The organism is Roseimicrobium gellanilyticum (assembly GCF_003315205.1).
In the GTDB taxonomy this organism is placed as follows: Bacteria; Verrucomicrobiota; Verrucomicrobiia; order Verrucomicrobiales; family Verrucomicrobiaceae; genus Roseimicrobium; species Roseimicrobium gellanilyticum.
The window spans coordinates 475322-499364 of the sequence record NZ_QNRR01000003.1 but is presented as its reverse complement, the minus strand read 5'-3'; the positions used below and the strand labels follow the sequence as shown (position 1 = coordinate 499364).

At 58.2% G+C, this 24043-nt stretch carries 13 protein-coding genes; 11 read left to right on the top strand and 2 right to left on the bottom strand.

Features of this window, described 5'->3' with window-relative positions; translation table 11 throughout:
• The first annotated feature begins 45 nt into the window (after positions 1-45).
• Positions 46-1827: an Hsp70 family protein gene (locus tag DES53_RS11975; RefSeq protein ID WP_113958494.1), complete on the top strand. Its 1782-nt coding sequence runs from the start codon at positions 46-48 to the stop codon at positions 1825-1827.
• Positions 1828-1850: 23 nt separating this feature from the next.
• Here DES53_RS11975 and DES53_RS11970 read toward each other — a convergent pair whose 3' ends face one another.
• Entirely contained in the window at positions 1851-3908 is a 2058-nt protein-coding gene (locus tag DES53_RS11970; RefSeq protein ID WP_113958493.1) for a hypothetical protein, read from the bottom strand.
• A gap of 174 nt (positions 3909-4082) precedes the next feature.
• On the bottom strand, positions 4083-5036 hold the full coding sequence (gene tal, locus DES53_RS11965) for a transaldolase (RefSeq protein ID WP_113958604.1): 954 nt from the start codon (positions 5034-5036) through the stop codon (positions 4083-4085).
• A 215-nt stretch (positions 5037-5251) separates the two neighbouring features.
• On the opposite strand from tal, the gene DES53_RS11960 reads away from it, so the two are divergent.
• The 10 genes from DES53_RS11960 (at position 5252) to DES53_RS11895 (ending at position 23988) form a co-directional block, all read left to right on the top strand.
• Positions 5252-7750 (top strand): variant leucine-rich repeat-containing protein, encoded by a 2499-nt coding sequence (locus DES53_RS11960; RefSeq protein ID WP_147263365.1) that lies wholly within the window; start codon positions 5252-5254, stop codon positions 7748-7750.
• A gap of 33 nt (positions 7751-7783) precedes the next feature.
• On the top strand, positions 7784-8791 hold the full coding sequence (locus tag DES53_RS11955) for an ATP-binding protein (protein ID WP_113958491.1): 1008 nt from the start codon (positions 7784-7786) through the stop codon (positions 8789-8791).
• A gap of 5 nt (positions 8792-8796) precedes the next feature.
• Positions 8797-9948: a vWA domain-containing protein gene (locus DES53_RS11950; RefSeq protein WP_113958490.1), complete on the top strand. Its 1152-nt coding sequence runs from the start codon at positions 8797-8799 to the stop codon at positions 9946-9948.
• A gap of 435 nt (positions 9949-10383) precedes the next feature.
• Positions 10384-10920, top strand: coding sequence for an NADH-quinone oxidoreductase subunit NuoB (nuoB, locus tag DES53_RS11940; RefSeq protein ID WP_113958488.1), 537 nt, complete (start codon positions 10384-10386; stop codon positions 10918-10920).
• Between the two features lie 31 nt (positions 10921-10951).
• A complete protein-coding gene (locus DES53_RS11935) occupies positions 10952-11524 on the top strand; it encodes an NADH-quinone oxidoreductase subunit C (RefSeq protein WP_113958487.1) in 573 nt (190 codons plus the stop codon).
• 68 nt (positions 11525-11592) lie between these two features.
• Positions 11593-12030 carry an SUKH-3 domain-containing protein gene (locus DES53_RS11930; protein ID WP_170157046.1) on the top strand — a complete coding sequence of 146 codons (438 nt, stop codon included), beginning with the start codon at positions 11593-11595 and terminating at the stop codon, positions 12028-12030.
• A gap of 146 nt (positions 12031-12176) precedes the next feature.
• Entirely contained in the window at positions 12177-13106 is a 930-nt protein-coding gene (locus tag DES53_RS11925; RefSeq protein ID WP_113958485.1) for an NHL repeat-containing protein, read from the top strand.
• Positions 13103-13825, top strand: coding sequence for a hypothetical protein (locus DES53_RS11920; RefSeq protein WP_147263364.1), 723 nt, complete (start codon positions 13103-13105; stop codon positions 13823-13825). Before DES53_RS11925 ends, DES53_RS11920 begins: the two co-directional genes overlap by 4 nt.
• A 231-nt stretch (positions 13826-14056) precedes the next feature.
• Positions 14057-16729: a hypothetical protein gene (locus DES53_RS11915; protein ID WP_147263363.1), complete on the top strand. Its 2673-nt coding sequence runs from the start codon at positions 14057-14059 to the stop codon at positions 16727-16729.
• Positions 16730-16854: 125 nt separating this feature from the next.
• Complete coding sequence (locus tag DES53_RS11895) at positions 16855-23988, top strand: RHS repeat domain-containing protein (protein WP_211325526.1); 7134 nt, start codon at positions 16855-16857, stop codon at positions 23986-23988.
• Positions 23989-24043 lie beyond the last annotated feature (55 nt).

The window sequence follows — 24043 nt, the reverse complement described above, 5'->3', positions numbered from 1 at the left end:
TGACCGCTTGCGCTTCCGGCTTGAGCGCGGCATGGAAGCCGTGACATGGCAAACGCTTCCCCGATTCTCGGCATTGACCTTGGCACCACCAATTCCCTTGTGGGCGTGGTGGACAGCGGCTTTCCCATTCTGCTCGCAGACGCCGAAGGTTCCCGCCTGACGCCCTCCGCCGTGCACTACGCTGCGGGCGGACGGGTGACCGTGGGGGCGGCGGCCTTGCGGCAGAGGGCGCTCGAACCGGCGAGGACTGTCACCTCGGTGAAGCGACTCATTGGCCGCAGGGCAGGGGAGTCGGAGTGGCAGCCGGTCTATGATCTGAAGGCATTGGGCAGGACGCCTGCAGAGGTCAGCAGTGACATCCTCAAGCATCTGAAAGGCATCGCCGAGCGTGCTTTGGAAATCGAAGTCTCCCGTGCCGTCATCACAGTTCCCGCTTACTTCAATGACGCGCAGCGCAATGAAACCAAGCGTGCGGGAGAGCTGGCGGGACTCACGGTGGAGCGCATCGTAAGCGAGCCCACCGCCGCAGCGCTCGCCTACGGTCTCGACAAGCTGGAGGAGAACAAGAAGATTGCCGTGTACGATCTTGGCGGCGGAACGTTCGACATCTCCATCCTCGAAATGCGCGAGGGTGTGTTCCAGGTGCTGGCTACCACGGGCGATACGCAGTTGGGCGGTGATGATGTGGACCGTGCCCTGGGCGAGTGGATTCTGCAAAGCTCAGGCTCATCGTCAGAATCACTTGATGCCGCTCAACGAGCGAGGCTCACTGTAGCGGCGGAAGATGCCAAGAAGAAGCTCTCGACGGAGTCCGAGGTCACAGTGGACCTGCCCTTCTTCCTGTCTTCAGGGAATCTCTCTGCGCGTGTGCAGCGAAGGGACCTCGAAAGTGTTGCGCGATCGCTCATCGAGCGCACGCGTCGACATTGTCAGCGGGCATTGCTGGACGCAAATATCACCAGCTCTGAGCTCGATGATGTCATCCTCGTTGGTGGCAGCACACGCATGCCATTGGTGCGGCAGGTGGTGCAGGAGATTTTCGGGCGCGAACCCAACACCTCGCAGAATCCAGATGAAGCTGTGGGGCTTGGCGCCGTGATTCAGGCTGGCATCCTCAGTGGTGCTTTGAAGAATGTGGTGCTGCTGGACGTCACGCCTCTCTCATTGGGTATTGAGACATTCGGCGGGTTGATGAACATCATCATCCCGCGCAACTCCACCATTCCCTGCCGTGCCGGGGAGATGTTCACCAATGCGGTGGCCAATCAGCAGGAGATGCTCATCCGTGTGCTGCAAGGAGAGCGTGAGCTTGCGAAGGACAACTGGGAACTGGGCCGCATTGCAGTTCCGTTTCCTCCGGGGGCGAAGGGCAGCGCCCGTGTGGGCGTGCAGTTCGCCATCGATGCGAACGGCATCCTTCAAGTGCTCGCGCGCGATACCGCCACGAACACGGACACGGTGCTGGAAATTCAAAACTCCGCCGTGGATGTGGATGACGAGAAGGTGGAGAAGATGATCGCGGAAAGCGTGGACTTCGCCTTTGAAGACATGAACGAGCGTATCTGGACAGAGGCGCGGTTGAAGAGTGAGGAACTGCTGAGGGCGGTGGATGAAGCGCTGGAGCAGTGCGCCGGGCTCGTACCGGAGGACGAGGTGGAGAAGATCAAAATCGCGGCCCATGACGTGCGTCACGTCATGCAGGCCGAGCCGCATGATGCCCGCGCGCTCAAAGCCGCGAATCAAGCGCTGGATGATGCCACCCAGCAGCTTGCCGTACTCCTCGTCGAGCGTGCCATGGAGGCTGCGCTGGAGCGCAAGCTCTCCTGATGCGGTTCGCTGTTTTCCGGGTGTTACTTCTCTTCTTCGGCGCCGGCCGCGGCGGGCTGGATTTCCTCTTCTGCTTCGGCAGGTTCATCCACCAAAGCTTCCGGCGAAGGCTCGGAGGCAGCGGCTTCGACTTCGACGGGCGCTTCCGTTTCAGCAGCCGCCTCAATGAGCGTGGTTTCAGCTTCACCGTGAGGGTCCGTTTCGATTTCCTCAGAGGGAGATGCTGATTCGGTCTCGCTTTCGACCGGTGCCTCAGCAGCTTCGGCCGACTCCGCAGCGGGTGCGCCTGCGGCGGGTTTGGCCGGAGCAGCTTTCGGCTTCGGGGGCGGGGGTTCAGTCACGCCGGGGAATACCACACCATCGGCATACTCAATGACGTAACCTTCGCTATTGAGCCAGTGCAGGTCCTGCAGGGCGTGCAGTTGGTCACCGGTCCACTCGTGATGCGCAGCTGCCGCAGCAGGAGCAGGAAGGACCACTGGGGCTGGAGCCGGAGATTCACTGGCAGCAATTGCCGCATCGACTGGCGCCTCAGAGGCCTCAATCGGAGCAGCACCGGCAGATTCAGGAGCGGGCTCGATGGGCGGCAGTTCTGTGCCAGCGCTGGCGCCGAGTGCTTCGGCTACCACCGCGGGTTCGCTCACCGTTGGCTCTTCCGTGATGGCGGCTGGAGCTTCAGCTGCGGGAGCCGTCGAGGTCACAGGAGCATCCGTGGAGGGTGCCACGCTCTCGATGAGCTTCTTCACCTGAAGACCAGGCTGAGTCTTGATGATCTCCACCATTTTTGCGATGCGGGCGGAGAGCACCACGTTGCTTTCCAGCAGGCGCGGGCGCGTGCGGCTCACCCAGAGCTTGCCACCACGTCGCTTGAAGAGTTTCAGGCCATGGCGCTCAAATCCGCTGCAGAGCTGCTGGGCAGTACTCAGCAGATGCTTGCGGCTCTCGTCCACGGCACGGCGGAGATGATTGTAGAGTTGCGGAGCGAGCAGTTTTTTGGGAATGTTTCCCGAGACAGTCGCTTCGCTCACTTCACCCACGAGCGTGTCGGCATGGTGGGAGCGGAAATGGGATTCCATTTCACTGCGCGTCTTGAAGGTCTTGGGTGCTTCTCCTTCGGCCACTTCACCCTTCAGCCACGTCCACTGATGGCCATGCTTCAGGGATTCTTTCCATTTCGCCACGGCCTCAGGAGTGCTCTCTGTGCGCACACGGCGCTTGTAATCTTCAAAGGAAAGATGGCTGAACTGCTCGCGATGGATCTTGTGCAGCGTGGTCTGGTAGCTGTGATGGCTGGGCGGCCCAAGCATCTCACCTGTCATGCCGCACACGGCTACGCTGGTGAAGTTGCCCTTGGGTTCTTCGAGCTCGATCTCCTCGACCTTGTAGAAGCTGCTGATCGCGTCGCCATGAATGACATGAGCAAGCGCCTCTTCACGGCTCAGCCAGAGCGAGCCATCGGTGGGCACGGCGTACAGCCTGGCACCGGCATCGGGCGCCATCTTGAAGCGCACATGAAAACGATCCCCGCTGGCGAGCACGAGACGGGCAGCGTCGAAGACACTGTATGCCTTGCCCGCAGTGCGAATCATCGCTGCCATGGCTTCCGTGGCCTTGGCCTCAGGTTCCACCTGCACATTGAGTCCCACCACGGGCGCTGGCGGCTGCTCGAAGCGCGGTCTGTCACCATAACCGCCACGGCGGTCATCGCGACCACCACGGCCATGCTGGCGATCTCCACGATCCTGGCGATAGCCACCGCCACCACCACTACGACGATCATCACGTCGGTCGCCGGCACCCGGTGGGCGTGGGCCGCGGTTGAAATCTCCGCCAGGGCCACGGGGTTTGTCGAAAGGCCTGCGGTCACCGCGCGGAGGTCCTCCCTGGCCACCACCACCAAAGCTGCGACGCTGCTGATCTCTCGGCCCTCTGCCATCGCGACGATCACGGCCGCGGGTGTCTTCTTCCGGATAGTCTGCCGCCGGTGAAGGCGATGCTTTCCCAAACTCAGCCACCCACTTGGGCATGAGACGAAGATCGGACAGGTCTAGTGGAGGCGTGGACTCGGGGGAATCAGACATTGGAGGCGATGCAGATGAAATTCCATTGTGACCGTTTCACGGGGGAAGGCAATGGCTTTATCGCATCTGCGTCCTCTGGTGACGTCTCACAAGAAATATTCAACAAAATGGGCCGCACCCTAGACGGATGCGGCCCAGATGGGGCATTGAAATATCTTACGATTTCGACCCAGCTTAGAGCATCGCGGCAACCTGCTTCTGCAGTTTCACGATGTCCTCGGCAAACTTGCGGATGCCTTCAGCCGTCTTGTCGACGGCCATCGGATCTTCGTTGAAGAGCCAGCGGAAGGTCTTTTCGTTCATCTCGACCTTGTCGAGCTTCGCGGACTTGGCCGCTTCGGCGTTGAGTTTCGGCGTGATGGCGTCGTTCGCCGCTGCCAGTTCGCCGAGCAATGCCGGGCTGATGGTCAGCAGGTCGCAGCCGCACAGTTCGGTGATTTCACCCTTGTTGCGGAAACTGGCGCCCATCACCTCGGTCTTGTAGCCGAAGTGTTTGTAGTAGTTGTAGATGGCGGTCACGGACTGCACGCCGGGGTCTTCCGCGGCGGCGTAGTCCTTGCCCGTGCTCTTCTTGTACCAGTCGAGGATACGGCCCACGAAGGGGGAGATGAGCTTGATGCCGCCTTCGGCGCAGGCGATGGCCTGGGGCAGGGAGAAAAGGAGCGTGAGGTTGCAGTTGATGCCTTCCTTCTGAAGGACCTCTGCTGCCTTGATGCCTTCCCAGGTGGAAGCAATCTTGATGAGGATGCGCTCACGACCGGTGCCAGCTTTCTCGTAAAGGTCGATGATGTGACGGGCCTTGGCCAAAGTGCCTTCCGTGTCGAAGGACAGGTGGGCGTCCACTTCCGTGGAGACGCGACCGGGGACGATTTTGAGAATCTCCTGGCCGAAGTTCACCAGGATGGCGTCAATTACGGAGTCTACCAGTTTCTCGCCACTGAGGGAGGAACCCTTGTGGTCTGCCACGGCTTTGTCGACCAGTGCCTTGTACTCCGCCTTCTGGGAGGCTGCCAGGATGAGGGAGGGGTTCGTGGTGGCATCTTGGGGCTTGTAGGCCTTCATGGCCTCGAAGTCACCGGTATCCGCCACAACGACAGTATGCTGCTTGAGCTGGTCGAGTTGATTCATGTCGAGAATAGGGGCAATCAACATAGGAGCGATGGGGGTGGATGCAAGGGACGAGTGCGTGGCAAAGAATTCATGAGAGAGGTGAATGCCGCTCATGTCTCGGGCTTGAAGCGCTGGAAGTGGAGGCTAGGAAACTATCCATAAATATTAGAAAATCGATTGCGTTAAAGCATGATTTATATGAGATTTAGGAAAGTTCAGGCCATCACTCTCAAATGACTCTCCCTCAAGGCTCCCAGCTTGAGGAGGCGGCGGACCCTTCCACCCCTCCGATGCGCCTGCATGAGCTGGCCCGCAACGGCGGTGCCCGGGAGAAGAGGGCTGTGGCGGCTAACCCAAACGCCTCCAATGAGTTACTTGTCTGGCTGGCTCGCTGGCATTGGGAGGCGGTGCTGAAGAATCCGGTGCTGCCACTCCTCTTGATGGAGGATCCCAATTTTCCTGCAAAGTTGCCTGTAATTGCGCTTCGGGAGATCCTAAAACTGGAGGAGCCGCCACGAGAATTCCTGGTGCCTCTTCAGCGCCATCCGAATGAGGAGATCCGTGAGGCAGCCCGGCTGCACCGCACCAGTCGGTCCACCCGGTACAATGGCAACGCAGCAGCCGAGGAGACGCCCTCCTTTGGCCTCCAGCTTCGGGGGGGAGCGGCCCTTGCTGAGGTAGTGACCTTGGGACTGGCACCGACCTGGCTGCTGCTTTCCGCCTTGGAATCCTCCGAGATTGGGCTGCGCATGCGCGCCGCGAAATGTGTTCAGGAGCAAGGGGAAGGCGGCCCTCTGCACGGACGTCTCCAGCTCCTGATGGATGCCGGCGCGGACGCACAGTTGCGTTTTTTGGGGAAAGGCCGGCGTGACATGGAGCCGGAGAGCCTGTCCCAACTCGCGGAGGGCGGGCCGTTTGCCCGCAGGCTGGCCGCCCGCCATGCCCGCACACCGGCGGAGTCCCTCATGAAACTCGCCGGGGTGCATGGGGAATTCATGGTTCGCTGTTGCGCGGCGAAGAATCCCTCCACCCCGGTCCCGACGTTGATGTCCCTGGCAGGGAATCATGATTGGCGCATCCGCCAGGCCGTCGCGAAAAATCGTCAGAGCCCACATTCGCTGCTGGAGCAGCTTGCCACTGATCCGGCGAAGGAGGTGCGCGCTGCTGTCGCGGCGAATCCCTCTGCTAATGCCTCCACCCTGTCCCGCCTGGCTGTGGATGTGGAGCCTGAGGTACGCGTCACCGTGGCTCGCCACCCCTCCACCGAGGAGTCCATTCTGCACCTTCTGAAAAAAGACGCGGATGACGAAGTGCGTCGCACTCTCGCCAAGCGCCGGTCCGTGCCCGTCGACATCCTTCGCGAACTGATGCGCGATGGGGACAGCTATGTGCGCATGCTCGCCGTGCGGAACCGCGCCATGCCTGGTGATGTGGATGTGCGCATGCACCGCCATTTCCAGCAGACTCCGATTGGTGGCACGCCCATCGGTGGGGGCGCGACACCTCTCGATGCGCCGACCACGGCCCAGGAGCAGGATTGGAAGCGATTGATGGATCTCTTCCAGCGTCGCGAAATCACGCTGGCGGATCTTCACGAGGCCGCACTGCACCCAGATCCGCTCCTGCGCGCGCGTGTGGCATCCTACGACCTTGCGGACGCGGATTTGCTCGCCCGTCTTGGCGAGGACGCTTCAGAAGCAGTCCGTTCTACTGTGGCTGCAAACGTGAAGGCGCCACTGGCAACGCGGCTTGCCCTTGCGGAAGACTCCCATCCCCAGGTGCGCGGTTCCGTGGTGGCCGCTCCCGAGGTGCCGGAAGGGGTTGTGGCACAGCTCTCGCGAGACGCTGATGAGAACGTCCGCTGGCGCGTGGCTTACAGCAGGCACACGCCGTCTTCTGTGTTGCTTCGCATGGCTACGGAGGAAAGTTCCACGCGGGTGCTGGAGACCTTGTGCGGGTGCTTCGACAATCGCCCCGTGCCGAATGAAGTGCTGCTCCGTGTCATGGAGAGACTCCCGGCCGCGGTGAAAAAGCTCGTGTATCGGGATGTGTTGACTGTCCCGGTGCTTGAGGCGCTGATCCCCCGGCTGGATCCGCATGACCGCAAGTCGCTGCTCTACCACCAGAGCTACGCTCGCCAGAATGGACGCGAGGTTCGCGCAATTCCCCCGCATCTCCTGCTGCGCCTCTGCGATCTGCCAGTGGATCAGAAGTGGTTCGCACGCGAGATCCGTTTGCAGGTGGTAGCCTACTGGGCGGTGACACCTCGCGTACTTGAGTCCGTAGCACGTGCGGAACTGGATCAGACGCGTGTGTCGAAGCAGCGCCGCGCTGCTGCGAGCGGTGTGCTGACCGCAGTGGCGCGGCATCCCCTGGCCCCATCTCACCTGCTCGCGGAGCTCCTCTGGCATTCGTGTCACGATGTGCGTCTCGCTGCTTTGGAAAATCCGAACACGCCGGTGGAAGCGCGTCGCTCACGCATGGGTCCGGTGCTCCAATCCGCAGGCGCGGGTTCCGCTGTGTCCTTGAGACTCTGTGCGCTCTCTCATCCAGACACCACGCAGGACATGCTGCGCAAGGCTGCCTTCCATGGCCGGTGGATGGAGCGTTTTGCCGTCGCTCACAACCCCTCTACTTCCCGTCAAGTGCTTGCCTATTTGCGCGAGGACGCCAATACCGCCGTGGCCTCGGCAGCGCGCGAGCAGTTCACCCTGCGCTTCCCGGAATCCTGACGTGCCGCCTCACTCTCCTGCTCCAGCTTCTGCATGACTCCCGCAGCTCTCAGCGAATACCTGACCTCCCTTATCACCCATCAACTCCACTTGAGTGTGATGATCTGGGGACCGCCTGGCATTGGAAAGTCCAGCATCGTCGCACAGACCGCTCAGGCAAACGGCATGGAATTCATTGACCTGCGTCTCTCGCAACTCGCCCCCACGGATCTCCGCGGGCTGCCCGTGGCAGAGAAAGGGATCTCCAAATGGTTTCCCCCCGAGTTCCTCCCGCGCAAGGGCAGGGGAGTACTGATGCTTGATGAGCTCAATCTCGCTCCGCCGGCGATGCAGGGCATGGCGCAGCAACTGGTGCTGGATCGTCGTGTGGGCTCCTACGAAGTGCCGGAAGGCTGGTTCATCTGGGCCGCGGGCAATCGCAAGGAGGATCGCGCCGCCGTTTTTGACATGCCTGCGCCCCTGGCAAACCGTTTCCTGCATCTCGAAGTGGAGGCTTGTTGGGAAAGCTTCAAGACGCATGCGCTCTCGGCCGGCGTGCATGAGCAGATCCTCGCGTTTCTTGCCTTCCGTCCAGAGCTTTTGCACCGGCTGGATTCGCAGCGTCCTGCGTGGCCTTCTCCGCGTTCGTGGGTCATGGCGAGCAAGCTCCACACGGCGGGGCTCGAAATCGCTCCGGTAGTGGGTCCGGCTGCGGCAGATGAATTCCGATCCTACCTGGAGCTGTATCATGAATTGCCGAATCTGGAGCCCATCCTCCAGGGTGTGGATGAGGCCAGGGTGATTGCCTTCCCGAAGGAACCCTCCGCAAGATACGCGGTGACCATTGGCCTCACCCTGCGTGCGGCGGATCCGGAGCGCGGCTATCGCGGCTTCAAATGGCTCGCGGAAAAGGCGCCCGCGGAGTGGCTGCAGCTCTACGTGGTGGATCTCTTCAAGCAGATGCGTGCGCTGGGGCATCTCGGGGCCTTTGCGCGTCTCGTGGCGCAAGATGCGCAACTGCGTAGCTATCTGCACGGCTATCAGCAGCTCATGGCTGCCTAGTGAGCATGACGGCGCTCCACAGCATCGAAGGCGGCCTGGACGCGCAGCAGTGTCTCAGCGCTTCCCTCCTTCGCTTGCGCGCAAGGCAGCCCTTCTTCGCGGCGCTCGCGCTCTTTGCGAAGTATGAGGTGACCCCGGATGTGCCGACCGCCGCCACCGACGGCGAGGCCATCTTCATCAATCCCATCTTTTGGAATGCGCTCGCTCCTGAGCAGCAGGACGGTCTGCTCCTGCATGAGGTGCTTCATGCCGCGCTCGGCCACTGCACGCGCCGCGGCGGGCGTGACATTGGCCTCTGGAATACGGCCGCGGACATCGTGGTGAATGGCATGATCCTCGCCGAGTCGGACCTCGCACTGCCAGCCGGTGGCATGCGAGATGACAAGCTCGCGCACTTCAGCACGGAAGAAGTATACGAAATCCTCAAGCGAGAGCGCCCGGACATGCCTGCGCCAGAAATGGCGGACCTCCTGGCATCGGAGGATGGCGAGACCCATACCGCAGGCTCCGAAGCCCAGGCTGCTGCCCTCCAGCGTCATTGGGTAGATGCCATGCAGAAGGCGCGCACCATCATGCGCAGCATGGGGCAGGAGGCGCCACCCATGTCCATGCGCCGGGAAATGGAATGTCTGGAGCCCGGTCATATCGACTGGCGTTCGTGGCTCTGGCGTTATCTCGTGCACACACCCACCGATTTCTCGGGGTATGATCGGCGCTTTGTCGGACGCGGCATGTACCTGGAGGCACTCGAAGGCGAGAGCGTGCGCGTACACGTATGCCTGGACACCAGCGGCTCTGTCACGGACGCGCAGATGAGCGTGTTCCTCGGCGAAGTGCAGGGCATTCTCTCCGCCTATCCGCATCTGGTCTGCGACCTTTACTACGCGGACTCCGCCCTGAATGGCCCCCACCACTTGGACGCCTTTGAACCCCCACCGAGTGCTCTTGGCGGTGGCGGCACGAATTTCCGCCCCTTCTTTGAGCACGTGGAGCGTGCGCAGGAATATGGCGAGACCGCCCTCGCGATTTACCTCACGGACGGCTACGGCCACTTCCCCGAGTGGCAGCCCCGCATCCCGGTGCTGTGGGTGGTGACAGCGGGTGGACTGGACCTGAAACGGTTTCCCTTTGGGGAGCGGATTCGGCTTACGGGTTGAAGGACGTTTCGACGTTAGGCAGGTGGCGGTTCAAGCAGAGCGACTGAGGCCGCGAAGTGTACCTCCATTTCGCCCCCGTGGGTTACATCCGCGGGCAGTTCGGCTTGTGACTCCGTAACGAGCCGAAACACTTGCACCTTAAGGACATCGCCCACGCGCGGATGACACTCGGGAGGTATCGGCTTGGTACGTGACAGTTCCACGCAATGCATGAATCCCGTCTGGCCTTCAAAAGTCCCCCAGTAAGCGTATCCGCCATCCCGGATGACGGTGAAGGGGATAATGTCGCCAACTGCTACACTCACGTTGCCAGATAACAGTGTGTTCAATTGCAAGACAAGCGTCGAGGACCAGCCTTTTCTCAGCTTGTGAAATATTTCACAAAGCGGTTGCCCCCGGCCGGGCAGGGACTACCATGATCTTCAAGGAGCCGCCATGTCTGCACCCGAGCCCATCGTCACCCCTTTTGCCTACGATTCCAAAATCGAGAGCAATGTCGTCATCACCAAGCTGGATGCGGCGATCAACTGGATGCGCAAGAATTCCCTCTGGCCGATGCCGATGGGTCTTGCCTGCTGCGCCATCGAGCTCATGGCCACGGCCAGCTCCCGCTATGACATCTCCCGCTTCGGTGCGGAAGTCTTCCGTTTTTCCCCTCGCCAGGCTGACGTGATGGTCGTGGCCGGCACGGTTACCTACAAGATGGCCCTCGCCGTGAAGCGCATCTGGGACCAGATGCCGGAGCCGAAATGGTGCATCGCCATGGGCGCCTGCGCCAGCAGCGGCGGGATGTACCGCAGCTACGCGGTGCTGCAAGGCATCGATCGCCTCATCCCGGTGGACGTCTACATTTCCGGATGCCCTCCCCGTCCTGAAGCGCTTCTGGAAGGTTTCTTCCGTCTGCAGAAGAAGATCGAAGCTGAGTCTTCCCTGCTCGACCAGAAGAAGGAACTCGTGGAGGAACTGAGCTAAGCCGCCGCTGTAGCAGCACGTCACGTCATCCATGAACGCCGCGCAAATCGTCAAGGCCCTCACCGAGAAGTTCGGACCTGCCATCACCGGCACCACGGAGTTCCGTGGCGAGCACAATGTCAGCGTGACCTTGGAGTCCCTGAAGCCCCTGCTACGCTACTGCCGCGATGAACTGGGTTTCGACTACCTCGTGGACATTTCCAGCGTGGACCATTACGAGACCGAGCCGCGGTTTGAGATGGTGTATGAGCTTTACGGGATGACGCATCACGAGCATCTGCGCGTGAAAGCCATGCTCCCCGAAGACCAGAATGTTCCAACGGTGACGGACATCTGGCTCACGGCCAACTGGCATGAGCGCGAGGCCTATGACATGATGGGCATCAAGTTCGACGACCATCCCGATCTCCGCCGCATCCTCATGTGGGAGGGCTATCCCTTCTTCCCCCTGCGCAAGGAGTTTCCCCTGGCTGGAAAGCCCAGCGACATGCCGGAAATCGCCTTCACCGGGATCGCTCCGCTGGAGGGTGGTCCCTTCGTCACGTGCCCCACGGACGCAGACACCATCGATCGCGAGCCCCGTGCGAAGAGCTTTGATTCATAGCCGGGGCAAATACGCGGCATTGGAAAAAAATACTGGTGTGGCGTTTAGTTTGCGCTGAGTCTGGGATTGTGAAGCACCGCTTCTCCCCAGAGCTGGAGTACAAGCTGGAAAAGTCCGGCTGGTATGCTGGTCGCGAGACGGATGCGGAGCTCAAACTGCTCCATTTTCCCATGCACAAGGCCGGGGAACGATTCCTGACGGAGTTTGGTGGGCTGACGATTGGCTCGCAGCTCTTCTGCAACGCGTACTACGTGAATGCGCACTATGAGCACCATGAGCGTCTGGCGGTGCTCTCAGGCCTGCCCAATCTCCTTCCGGTGGCAGCGACCTGGTATTGGGGTGAGGGCTCGCTCTGGCTGGATGCGACAGGCCGCGCCTATCTGACAGACGACTATGAACTGGCCTTCGTGGGCAAAACCGTGGAAGAGGCTTTGGAGCTGCTCATCCTGGGAAAGGAGATCCCGGCACACTACAGGCGCTGGGATCTGCCACCTCGCGAAATGTAGCCAGCGGATGCAGCAAAACTCCGGACGATCGAAGCGTCCGGGATTGAAAAATTTGCCATCAAAGCAATTCGCAGTGGCGCAGCATGGAAACTGCTGCATTCAGCTAGATGTATTACACCGTATTAATTGCTATCATTTGCAACTTTTTGGCAGCAGCCGCCTGCCGGGCCGGAGATCCCGCCTATGACTACGTGGCGGGCTGGCTGAAACCACCGGCAGGACTCGAGCACATGGGAAACTCCCACGGTGAGATTGCGGTGGATTCCAAGGGGCTGATCTACGTCAGTGTGGACGGTGATGGAAATCCCGCGGGCAAGCCGGGCATCCAGGTGTATCGCCCAGATGGCAGCTACTCCCACAATGTACCGAATCTGCCAAAGACCTTGCATGGGTTTGTGATTCGTCACGACGTCATCTACGGAGCGGTGCTTGGAGAGCAGAAGGTCATCAAGGCCACATTGGATGGCCAGATCCTGATGGAGATTCCCGCAAGCGCCTTTCCGGAAGAGAAGCGCGGCCCTAAAGGTTTGAAGCTCACCTCTGTGGATGTGGCTCCCAACGGCGACATCTATGCCGTGGACGGCTACGGCCTTGATTGGATCTTCGTCTTCGACGCCACAGGCAAGTTCAAGAAGGTCTTCGGTGGTCGGGTGGCCCCTTACAACTTGAGCAACTGCCACAAGATCTTCATCGATCCGCGTTACGAGCAGCCCCGCATCCTGTGCTGTGATCGCGTGAACCTGCGCCTGCTGCATCTCAGCCTGGAGGGTGATGTCATTGGCGAGCTCGCCACCGGCCTGCGCCGTCCATCCTCGGCGTCGTTCCATGGCGAGTATGTGTGCATCGCGGAGATCGCCGGGCGCGTCAGCGTGCTCGACAAACAGGGACGAACGGTCATCACGCTAGGCACCAATGAGACCTCAGGAGAAATCAACACCAACAAGGTGGAGCCAGCCCAGTGGCATGAGGGCGTCGTGACCTCGCCGCATGGCATCACTTTTGATGCGGCAGGAAACATCCTGGTCACAGAGTGGAATAAGAACGGTCGCGTGCTGCGGTGGAATCGGAAGCAGTGAAACGCGCTGTTTGGTGGAGCATCGTCATGGTCGCCATCTTGCTGCAGCCCGCAGCTTTGATGGCCCATGACACGGACCTCGTATACGCCCGCATTGAGAGAAAAGCCCCGGGCGGCAAGGTAACGCTGCAGGCCACCGTCGAGTGCCGCAGCAATCCTCTTGTGCCCGATCAGGAAACGGCGCGGGAGGCGTTGGCCACGATGTTCGACCTTCAAAAGGTTCCCGATGCCCAGGAACAGCCCGCCAGTCGCGGCGTGGTAGGCAGGCCATTGGGCGAGCCTGATTGGTCCGTGCAAAAGGAGTGGACGGATGCCACCGTTCCCGTTCCCGTGCAGTCTCCGGCAGACGGGGGCGAAGAGCATTGCTGGGTGACGGCACGCTGGGAGCTGGAACTGCCGAAATACGAAGCCGTTTGTCTCCATGTCAGCCCTGAAACTAAACTCGGGGCACTACTGTGGGAGGTTCACCGTTCAGGACAGTCGCCAGATGGGAAGACTCGATGGCAGATCCTGCTGCCCGGAGACCGGAGCTCTCGTCTGAACGTGCCAGAAATAAGGAAGGCTGGGAATGTGGCCCAAGCGACTTCGAACCCAAGCAGAGGGTGGGGATGGCCAGTAGCGGGAATCGGGACCCTCACGGGCGCGATACTGACAGTGGGGGTATTCTGCGGAAGGAGACCACTGCGCAAGCGCTGGGCACGGACAATGGAAGCATCATGAATCCACTACGAGCCTCCCTGGTTTAATTTGGATTCATTGTAAGAATTTTTCCTAAAAAGTGTCGACGTGGCCGGCGCTTTTTGCTCCATTCGTTGGCAATCTTCTGGGAAAATTATGCAGTGCCCGTCTGATTTTGCCCGCGTGCGTCCAGAGCCTTTGCTGTCCCGGTTCCGCCGTCCATGGGTGGGTTGGCTTCAAATTGTGGCGACGTGCCTTGTCATTCTGAGCCCTTTGCCCACCAGCTTTGCAAGCTGGTCGGACAGCGACTCCGATGGTCAAAACGATACCTGGACCGATCCGAATACCAGCCAGGTTACTACGCTGGCGGACCTCAATCTTCAGAATAGTGATGTCGACTACGACGGCGCCACGAATGACGAAGAGGCCGCAGAGGGTTCGAATCCCTATCTCTACGATTCGGACTTCGACGGTCTGAATGATGGAGATGAATTGCACTATGTAAAGCCTATCTTGGGCACCTCACTCACGAACTGGGACAGCGATGGCGATGACATCAGCGACCATGATGAGTATTATGGAGTGACTGGCATTACCTATCCTGGAGGTCAGCTCCCCAACTTCCCCGGAGCCACCTATTTCAACTATGATGGAGATGCAATAGGGAACCATGAAGATCCTGCCCCGATGGATCCCGACAACTATAGTCCGATAAATCAAACCTACTGGTACAACAGCGCGTTTGATAATGGGGATGGCGATTGGTTCATCAATTATTCAGATCCATTTCCAGAGGATGGAACCAACTATTCCGCTCTCAATGGTATCACCTGGGGAAATGAGGTTTTGGATGACATGGATGGTGACGGTATCCCCAATTGGCGGGACATTGCGCCCAATGGACCTCCGAATGATATCGATGAGGACGGCATCCTCAACAGTTCCGATCCGTATCCCGAAGATCCTTCCAATTACAATCCCACCCAGGGCATTGCTTGGTATGGGGAGGTGCTGGGAGACGTGGACAACGATGGTACCGTCAACTGGTTGGATCCCTCTCCCTATCCAGATGACGATGGAGATGGCTTTTTCAATGAGGTCGATCCTTTCCCATCTGATAATACCAACACCAGCCCCATCAACGAGACCACATGGCTTGGCGAAGTTTTGGGAGACATAGACGGAGATTCATTCCTCAATTGGACGGATCCCTACCCCTCGGATCCGAACAACTTCAGTCCCACCAACAACATCGAGTGGTATAGCGAGGTGTTTGGGGATGCTGATGGAGACGAGGTGCCCAACTGGCAGGACTCCGAGCCCTACGGGCCCTCAAGTACTGATTCCGATGGCGACGGTGTCCACGACGGTGACGATCCCTTCCCCGAGGACAACACCAACTACAGCGATATCAATGGGATAACCTGGTACGGCGAAATGCTGGGCGACAGTGACAATGATGGCACCCCAAATTGGCAGGATGCCACGCCTTACGAAGACAGCGATGGAGACGGAATTCCAAACGCCATCGATCCTTTTCCGGCGGATGAGAGCAATTACAGCGAGTTCAACGGAATTGCCTGGTACGACAGCGTCCTCCTTGATCCGGATAGCGACGCGTTCCCAAACTATCAGGACCCCTTCCCCGAAGACGGTGCCAACTACAGCGAGATCAATGGAACGGCCTGGTACGGAAATGTTTTTGGGGATCCGGACGGCGATTTGTTCGAGAATTTCAGGGACCCATTTCCCAATGACAACGCCAACTACAGCAGCGCCAACAACCTTTCGTGGTACGACTCTGTCTTGGGAGACGAAGATGGTGACGGACTCCCAAACTGGAGTGACGCATGGCCGTATGACGGCTCAAATGGCGATAACGTGGATGTGGATGGCGATGGGCTTACTCAGAACCAGGAAAACGGCTATGGCACCAGTGACGATGACGTGGATAGCGATGATGACGGGCTGACTGATTACGAAGAACTCGTGGTCTACAGTACCAATCCACTGAATGCCTATCAGCTGAGCCAGGGTCTGGGCTGGGGGGATTTGTATACGGATTACTATCTCGTCGACACCACGGACACCGATCTCGACACGATACCAGACCGTGTTGAAATCTTCTACGGGATGTTGCCCGAGAATGTTGAAGATGGTTTTGGTGACTTGGATGGCAATGGCATGAGCAACATGGTCCAGTACAGCGCGGGCATCGCACTCAATGTCGACTTGGTTCGCTATGATGCCGATGGAGATGGTATGACGAATGTCTTCGAGGACTACTATGGCCTGAATAAGAGCGATCCTAACGATGCCACGGCAGACACGGACAACGACGGTGTATTGAACTTCGAGGAAGCGGGCCTGCTTCTATCTCCGCTGAGCACAAACTCACGTGAAATCGAGGGCCTGACAGATCTTTACTTCCTGGTCGCCGCGTTGGTCTATCCGGAAACCGCACCTGAGTGGGAGGACGAAAACAACAATGACCTGCCTGACTGGTATGACGACGCCCTGGCGGGTACGAGTCCGCGCTTCGTGCGGCAGGCACCGGATGATCTCGACGGTGATGGCATGCCAGATGTCTGGGAGCATCAATATGGCCGCTGGAAATATCCTTCGTTGGGCCTGTACGTGCGCCACGACGACGCTGCCGCGGATGCCGATGAAGACGGGCTGAGCAACATTGAAGAGTACGAACTGGCCACCAATCCGGTCATCGCAGACACGGACGAGGATGGTATGAGCGACGGCCAGGAGGATAATGACGGCGACGGTCTGACAAACGGCGAGGAATTCCAGCATGGAACCGATCCCTATCTCGCGGACAGCGATGGTGATGGTGTCTCCGACAGTCAGGAGGTGGAGGAGGGTTCCGATCCCACCGATGCACAGTCTAACAATGGCCTGGTGAGACTGCGTGTGTTCACGCGCCTTGAATAGTCATTTTCGAAAAATCATCCATTATGATCTTGAACTGTTGTGTGCGCAGGAGTGGAGCTGCATTGTGGGCAGCACTTGGGACAATGGGACACCGTTTCGGCAGGAGCTTGCTCTGGTCGATGCTCGTGTCACTGATCTGGTTGGGGGTGGCGAGAGTAGCCACCGCACAATGTGCTTGTGAAGGGATCATCGTGAAGGGGACGATCTTCGATGGCTTGGGAGAGGCACAGTTCAGCGGACTGAACGAGGTATCCAACTTCAACCTGTCACCCAGTGAAGTGCCAAACACACGATACGAGGCCTTCAGTGTGAAACCGGGGCGCCGTTATTCGCTTACGCTTAGTGCCCAAGATGGTGGCGAAAGTGGGCCATGTGCCGGCGCGGATGTCAGTGTATCCCTCGGCGCTTGCCCAACCGTGCTACTTCTAAGCAAGCGCAGCACAGACACCTTCTGGCAGAGTGGTGTCTCGTTGTATGCATGGGCGAATTCGGACTATAACTCTCAGGATTGTCCGGATACCCCTGGCGACCCTGGCGAACCGCCGATGTATGAGAAGCGTTATTACTATTTGGAGTATTACCGCTATGGGATTCGGACCGAAACTTTGTATTTGTATGATGAAAACTATGAGAGCCAGGCCAGTTCTCTTCGTAGTTCGGAGGACTATCTGGGCGAGGACATTCCTGCAGGGGACAGCCAGACCTTTCATCTGCTTGATAAAACGATGGAGGAGGCGGTGCAGTATGATACCCGCCAGCCGCATGACCCTCCATCCCCTGACAGTGACCCGCGATTCAGTCGCTGGGGGCAGGAGCACGAAGAAGACGTTATGACAAGTCCCGGCAGGCCTCCCACAGATCCCCAACCGCATGCAAGTGCCAATCAGCCGAAGAATGATTCCGTTCAGATGGTCGCTTGGGTCCCAGACATTTCCCCTGCGCATGATCCAGGGGGTGGTAGTCCCGGCGGCCCAGGGGGAAGTGGTGGTGGCGGTGGCGGCGGTGGCGGCGGTGGTGGCGGTCCCGAAGTTCCTGTCGGTGTGAGCTTTGGCTTGGGACGTGACTCAGGGGGATATGCGAAGGGGACATTCACCTTTTCGGGCAAGTTGGATGACCCTGAGCTACTGGATGAGGGCAATTTCGAGTTGAACCTTCCCTTTGATGAACCTGGGCAACCTTCGACCTTTGTTGAAGTAGCCAATCCGGCCCCTGGTATCTCACGCCGAATCACAGGAAATGGCGTTGTTGCGGAGGAACAGCGTAGCGGGACGAATCAGGTGACCATTACTATCCGTAGCAGCACTGCAGGACCGGGAGATCCACCGTTGGGGGTACATGTTCTGGAGCGGACAGAGGAAACGCAGAGTCTTCCTCCGGGCCTCATTTACACACAGACCATCAATGGAATCACCAAGACGTGGGAATTTTACGGAAAAGTAAATCCCGGAGGCGGCCGCGTCTGGCGTGAGGTTTCACCGGATGGAGGAATCTCTTCCGGAATGGAAACTCCACGCGTCAATGGCAGCTACTCGACTGAAGTCGAAGCTTACCGCGTGATCGATAACGAGGAGGTGTTAGTTAGCAGCCAGTCTTCCACATATCAACAGTATCCATGGGGCGACGAGTTGGTCCTCAAAGTCGTCAAGGCCAATCAAAACACTGTTCTTACTACGAGTTACGAGTACTATACCTCGGGAAGTCCTGCGATCGTTGGGAAACTCAAGTGGCAGAAGGAACCTGATGGGTCGTGGACATCCTATGAATATCATCCCCAGACCGGGGCTTTACTTCGGACTTTGCGGCCTTGGCTGAACGAAGTGACCGATCCGGCAGCCGCTACCTTCCAGAACAGTCAGGCGACCACCTACCAGCGCGTTAGTGCCACCGAACATTGGGAGATCGAGAGCATCAAGGGAGTGGTGACTTCGAGAAGCTGGAAACGCGAGTGGTACGATGAAATTGATCCAGTCGCACATGCGACTCGCTGGGCTTCGGAATGGAAGCGATCCGCCAGTCCGGACGCATATGTGCAAGAGACCTGGGACCTGTACAATCATGGTCCCGCGTGGGAGGCTGCATTGAGTCCAGCGGTGGTAGCCTTATCAGGGGACCAAGTTGTGGCTGGCTCGGAAGTCGCGGTGACCTTTCCGGACCCAAATGATCCGGGAATGATCCACCGGCAGCAGGTTTCGGAACAGGGCTTTGCCCAAGCTCTTGGCAATCTGTTCGGCAAGACCGCGCTTTATGATGCTGCGAGTGGCAAATGGCACATGCGCAATCACAGCGCCCCCCCGGTCTTTTCCGTCGAACAGCGCACCTCGATCCCTGCGGAGCCGGCGCGTCTTGACATTACTTGTGACCCCGGTGGCGGCGGCTGGATCTCGCTCCGTGTCAACGGCACATTCTACATGATGGATGTAGGCAATCAGATCATCAATTCCAACGGGGGAACGGAGGGCATGGCCAACGCGTTACGTGATGCACTCATCAACGATCCAAACAGCCCATTCACGGGAACAGGAATGATTAATGTGGCCGTCAACGGAGGCACGGTCACTATCACCACCACGGCCGCTGGAGCGAATCAAACTCTCGACCTCGATGGGAATGGCAGCGCTTTCCTCCCGCCCAATGCATCGGATTCAGGGAATGATATGGTGGAAGGAGAATGGAACGCGGTCGCCACCGGGACATGGACCGAGCGCACGGCCGCGCACTTTCCTCCTGACACTCCAGGCCCGCCGCCCAATCTGGACCTATTTAATGGCAGTTTCAATATCACCATGAGCCAGCGCTTCACGGCGGACTACGAATTTTGGGACGGTCAAATGATCTTGAGAGACGCGAGCCAGGCGCATTTCGGTCTGGGCGAGGTGCGCCGCACTGTGAACTCCACAGGGCAGGTCACCTCTTACAGTTATGAGCGGGGGACATGGGATGAAGTAACCAAAACCTTTGACTGGAGCCCTCCACCGGCCGGTCAGCAACCTGGAAACGCCCGTAGAGTTATTGAGACGCGACACGCCATTGATCCTGAAACCTTCGTTCTTCTGGATTCGGATCCCAGGGTGAGTGTCACAGAAAGCGATTACCAGGGTCTTCTTCGGAATGAGCGCACTTTTCATGGTGCCCAGCTTATATCTACTGTGGTGCACGATTACGACCCGGAAACCAGACAGCGCATCAGCAGCTTGCAGGATGGTGTGGAGATATACAAAGCCGTTCAGGTCGATGCCGCCACCCGTGAGGAGACCGACCGTCACGGTATCACAATCCGTACGACGATCGATCCGGAGTCCGGTGAAACCATCAGCACGGCAAAGCTGGGCGCGAATGGGGCGCCGGATATCGTGACAACCAGTGCTGAAAGCGGCTTTACCGTAATTACCACCACAACCGCGGGAGCTCTGAAAAGAGTTCAATCTGGCACGCGGGACTTGGCGGGCCGTGCGGTCGTCTCTGTCGATGAACTTGGTCGGGCAGTTACGACGTCTTACGGTCTTGGGGGATTGAGGGTCACCGAAACTTTTGCCGATGGAGGCACTTGTATCGTTGAAAGTTATCTGGATGGCCGGCTCAAGAGCATTACAGGTACCGCTGTAGTACCTGAATATCACACTTATGTGGTTAACGCCAACGGCTCGATCACAGAGACTATCCGCTATGGAACGGAAAATAGCCAGCGATGGAGCGCGCTAACGATCAATAGCTTGGGATGGTTGATAGAGGAAGAACGACCTAGTCCTGTCGCGTCTGCTGCATCGCTCATAACCACCCATCAATACAACTCACGGGGGCAGCGCATACGGACTGAAGCTACGGGCGTAGCAACGAAATTGTTTGCATTTGATCTCTTTGGCCGCCCATGTATGAACGGATCGGATTTGAACGGAAATGGAGTGTTGAATGCCGATTTGGGAGAGCCGATCACTGCCACCGAGGTGGGTTATGAGGAGGAAGGTGGGGCTTGGTGGGAAGTCATCAAAACAATTGAGACGCTCAATGAAGCGAGCCGCAATGACTTCGTCACCCGTGTGGAAAGGCGCAAATTGACAGGCTCGGCAAGCACACTCACTCAGGAAATTGACTCAAATGGAACGATAACTGCCACTGCAACGGTACTTGACCCCGCGAATAAGATTGTGACCACGGCAGTCACTACGAATCGGTCCAGTCTGACAAAGATAAGCACCTACTTGAATGGACTGCTCGTTTCTGAGAGTGCCTCGCAAGGGACGGGAACCTACTCCCACGAGTACGATGGGCTTGAAAGGTTGATTTCTACTACGACTCCATCGGGTGTGAGTCGCCTCTGGGAATACGATGATCTTCCGGATGGCACTATCAGAGAGCGCTGCAAGATGGAAAAAGTCCGTGCCGCAGGTGCGTTTGATTCCAGCATAGTTGCCCTTTACGAATACTACCCGGACAGTGCCCATCCCAACGCCGGTCGTCTGAAGCAGGTTACGGAACAGGGAGGAGCCATCGTGCTTAGTGAATATGACTCTGCTGGAAGAGTGGTCCGGCACGCGGGCAACGCAGTCTATCCTGCTCGATATGTGTACGATATCTACGGAGATCTTTCGCAGATGCACACCTTTCGAGGTGGAGACACCCAAGGAGTAGCGGACATCACGACGTGGAACCGGGATCCGGCTACGGGAATGTTCACGGGCAAAACTGACGCGCAGAGTGGCGCGGTAACCTACAACTACCTGAGCAATGGCCTGTTGCACGAGCGTATATCGGCGCGTGAGGTTTCGCCCGGGCAACGGCTGAAGGCCACCTACAGCTACGATGCAGCGGGGCGAATCAGCCAGTTGAGCTATAATGACGGAACACCCTCGGTGAGCTTCACCTACTATGGGGATGGCCAGCGTCGCACCATGACGGATGAAGCTGGTATGCACACGTATGCGTATGCAGGACCTGGGGGCATCGCCAGCGGCGAATCTATTACTGGAGGTTTGTTGAATGGCGCTCAAATAAGCCATGGATTTGACAGCACGCGGAGGCGTGCCTCGATAACCTGGAACTATCGTGGCGAAACTCGCACAACAAATTATTCCTATGACGCTCCCGGACAGATGAGTTCAGTGAGCGCTTTTGGAAGACAAGCAGACTACGCATTCCATTCGGAGACGGGCAGGATGACTGGGGTATCCTACGGTGTGGGGGCGCTCACGGATATCGACGTGTATGACGAAAGTGGTCGGTTGACTTCAAAGGCTTGGCACAAGGGTATTAATGGGCCATTGGTGAGCCGGCATATCTATGGTCATAACAGCGCCGGCCGTCGTGAAAGCTCGCTTCGTGAAAATGGAGAAACTTGGGGGTACGTCTACAATCCCCGGGGAGAGCTGACTGGAGCGGTCAAGATGCTCTCGGACGGAACGACAGCAAAGCCCGCGCATTCCTTTGGCTACAGCTACGATGGTATTGGCAACCGAACAGAGATACTGGCCGACACACCAGGTGGCCTGACAAATCTCTCATGGAGCGCTGATGTCGCCAATGCCATTACCAGTCGGGAGCACGCCAGCAGCCAGTGGATTCTTGGCCAGGCGAATCCCGCGGCTCAAGTCACCGTGGACGGAACTCCTGCGAGTCGTGATCCTAGCACCGGCCGTTTCCATGCGGGCGCTACCTCGGGTGGAGCTCCTCTCGCGGACTTCAAGGCTGTTACGGTCGAGGCGGTATTGGCCGGTGCCGGGGTGAATGGTGGTTCCATCACTGTCCGGCAGCTGGGACATCTTTGGTTTGCTGCGACTCCCGAGGGATTCGTTTACGACGCGGACGGTAATTTGCTACAGGACGGTCGTTGGACTTACCAGTGGGATGGAGAGAACAGGCTGCGCGCCATGGAGACTTCGTCGGTTGCGGTCAATGCAGGTGTGCCAGCGCAACGCCTGGAATATGCATATGATGCTGAAAATCGACGCATTCGAAAGAGGGTGTTGATTTGGAAAGATGGTGCGTGGCTGGAAACGGCCGATTGGAGATTTTTGTATGATGCTTGGAATGTCATCGCTCAGTGTGATGTAAGTCCCAATGGCGCGGGGGCATGGGGCTGCTATGCATGGGGATTGGACCTTAGTGGCAGTGAGCATGAGGCTGGCGGTGTGGGCGGTCTGCTCATGGTCCAGCGCATCAAAGCGGCTGGAGCCTCTCCGCAACTGTTGTTCCCCTGTTATGATGGCACTGGAAATATCACGGAATACGTTGACAGTGAAAGTAATGAGGTGGTGGAGCGGATGGAGTATGACCCCTTCGGACGGCAGATTGTGGGCGACTTCACTAGTCGCAGCTCTCCGCAAACTTCACTTTTCGGCTATGGCACAAAGTACCTCGATGCTGAAACGGGGTTGCTGTATTATGGCCAAAGATACTACTCGCCGGACGCTGGCAGGTGGCTGACAAGGGACCCGTCTGGAGAGAGCGGGGGACTGAATGTCTACGCGTTTTGCATGAACAATCCTGTGAACCTTTTCGATGATATTGGTCACGTAGGCAATAAGGCTTATCCGGAAGACCCCTTGTTGAAGAAGGCGCGAGAAGAGAGGATAAAGAAAGAAGAAGGAAATTATGCTCGTGCGATGGAGAATATGAATAAAAAAACTCCTCCTTACACTTTCCGGAAGTATCCTGGCAGTAAGCTGAAAACAGTGGATGACTTCGGTTACGTCCATTCTGCTCGTGCGTTCGAATACACCCTTCAGAGTTTCAAACGGCATCCGAAAGGACTCTTTTGGAGGGAGTTCTGCGGACTGATTTGTTGCGCAGGTGGTGAGTACCAGGGAACTAAGGCGCATCCTGGCCCGTGGAGCGGACCGGGCTTTAGGACAACCTGGAACGATGCGACCTTTCAGCAGATTACCACCGTGACGAACGCTACGGGACTGAAGGAGGACGGTGAAGCTTGGAACGGCAAAAAAATCACATTCACCGCAGGTGTGGGACTTATTGGTTGGGGTGGGGCGACTTGTCGGCCAACCTTGAATGCGGCCACGGGAGCGTCTGTGTCATGCAAGGATGTCGGCCAGGGGTGGCAGCCTTGCGCTATCTATCATTCTCACAATCATGACGACCCGAGCTTTAGCAAGGCTGACAAAGTATTATCCATTCAATATCCCCATGGGATATACCTGGCTACTCAGAATGCCATGAACCAGCCGCTCGTGCGGCATTACCAACCCACCTTCGGCAGCGGAGGTCAGCCCACTGGGGGTATTGAGCGGGACATCCCCCCACCCCAGTGATGCCTTGCAATTTTACATTTAGATCATGCTACAGCCTATGAATGCGCATCCTTCC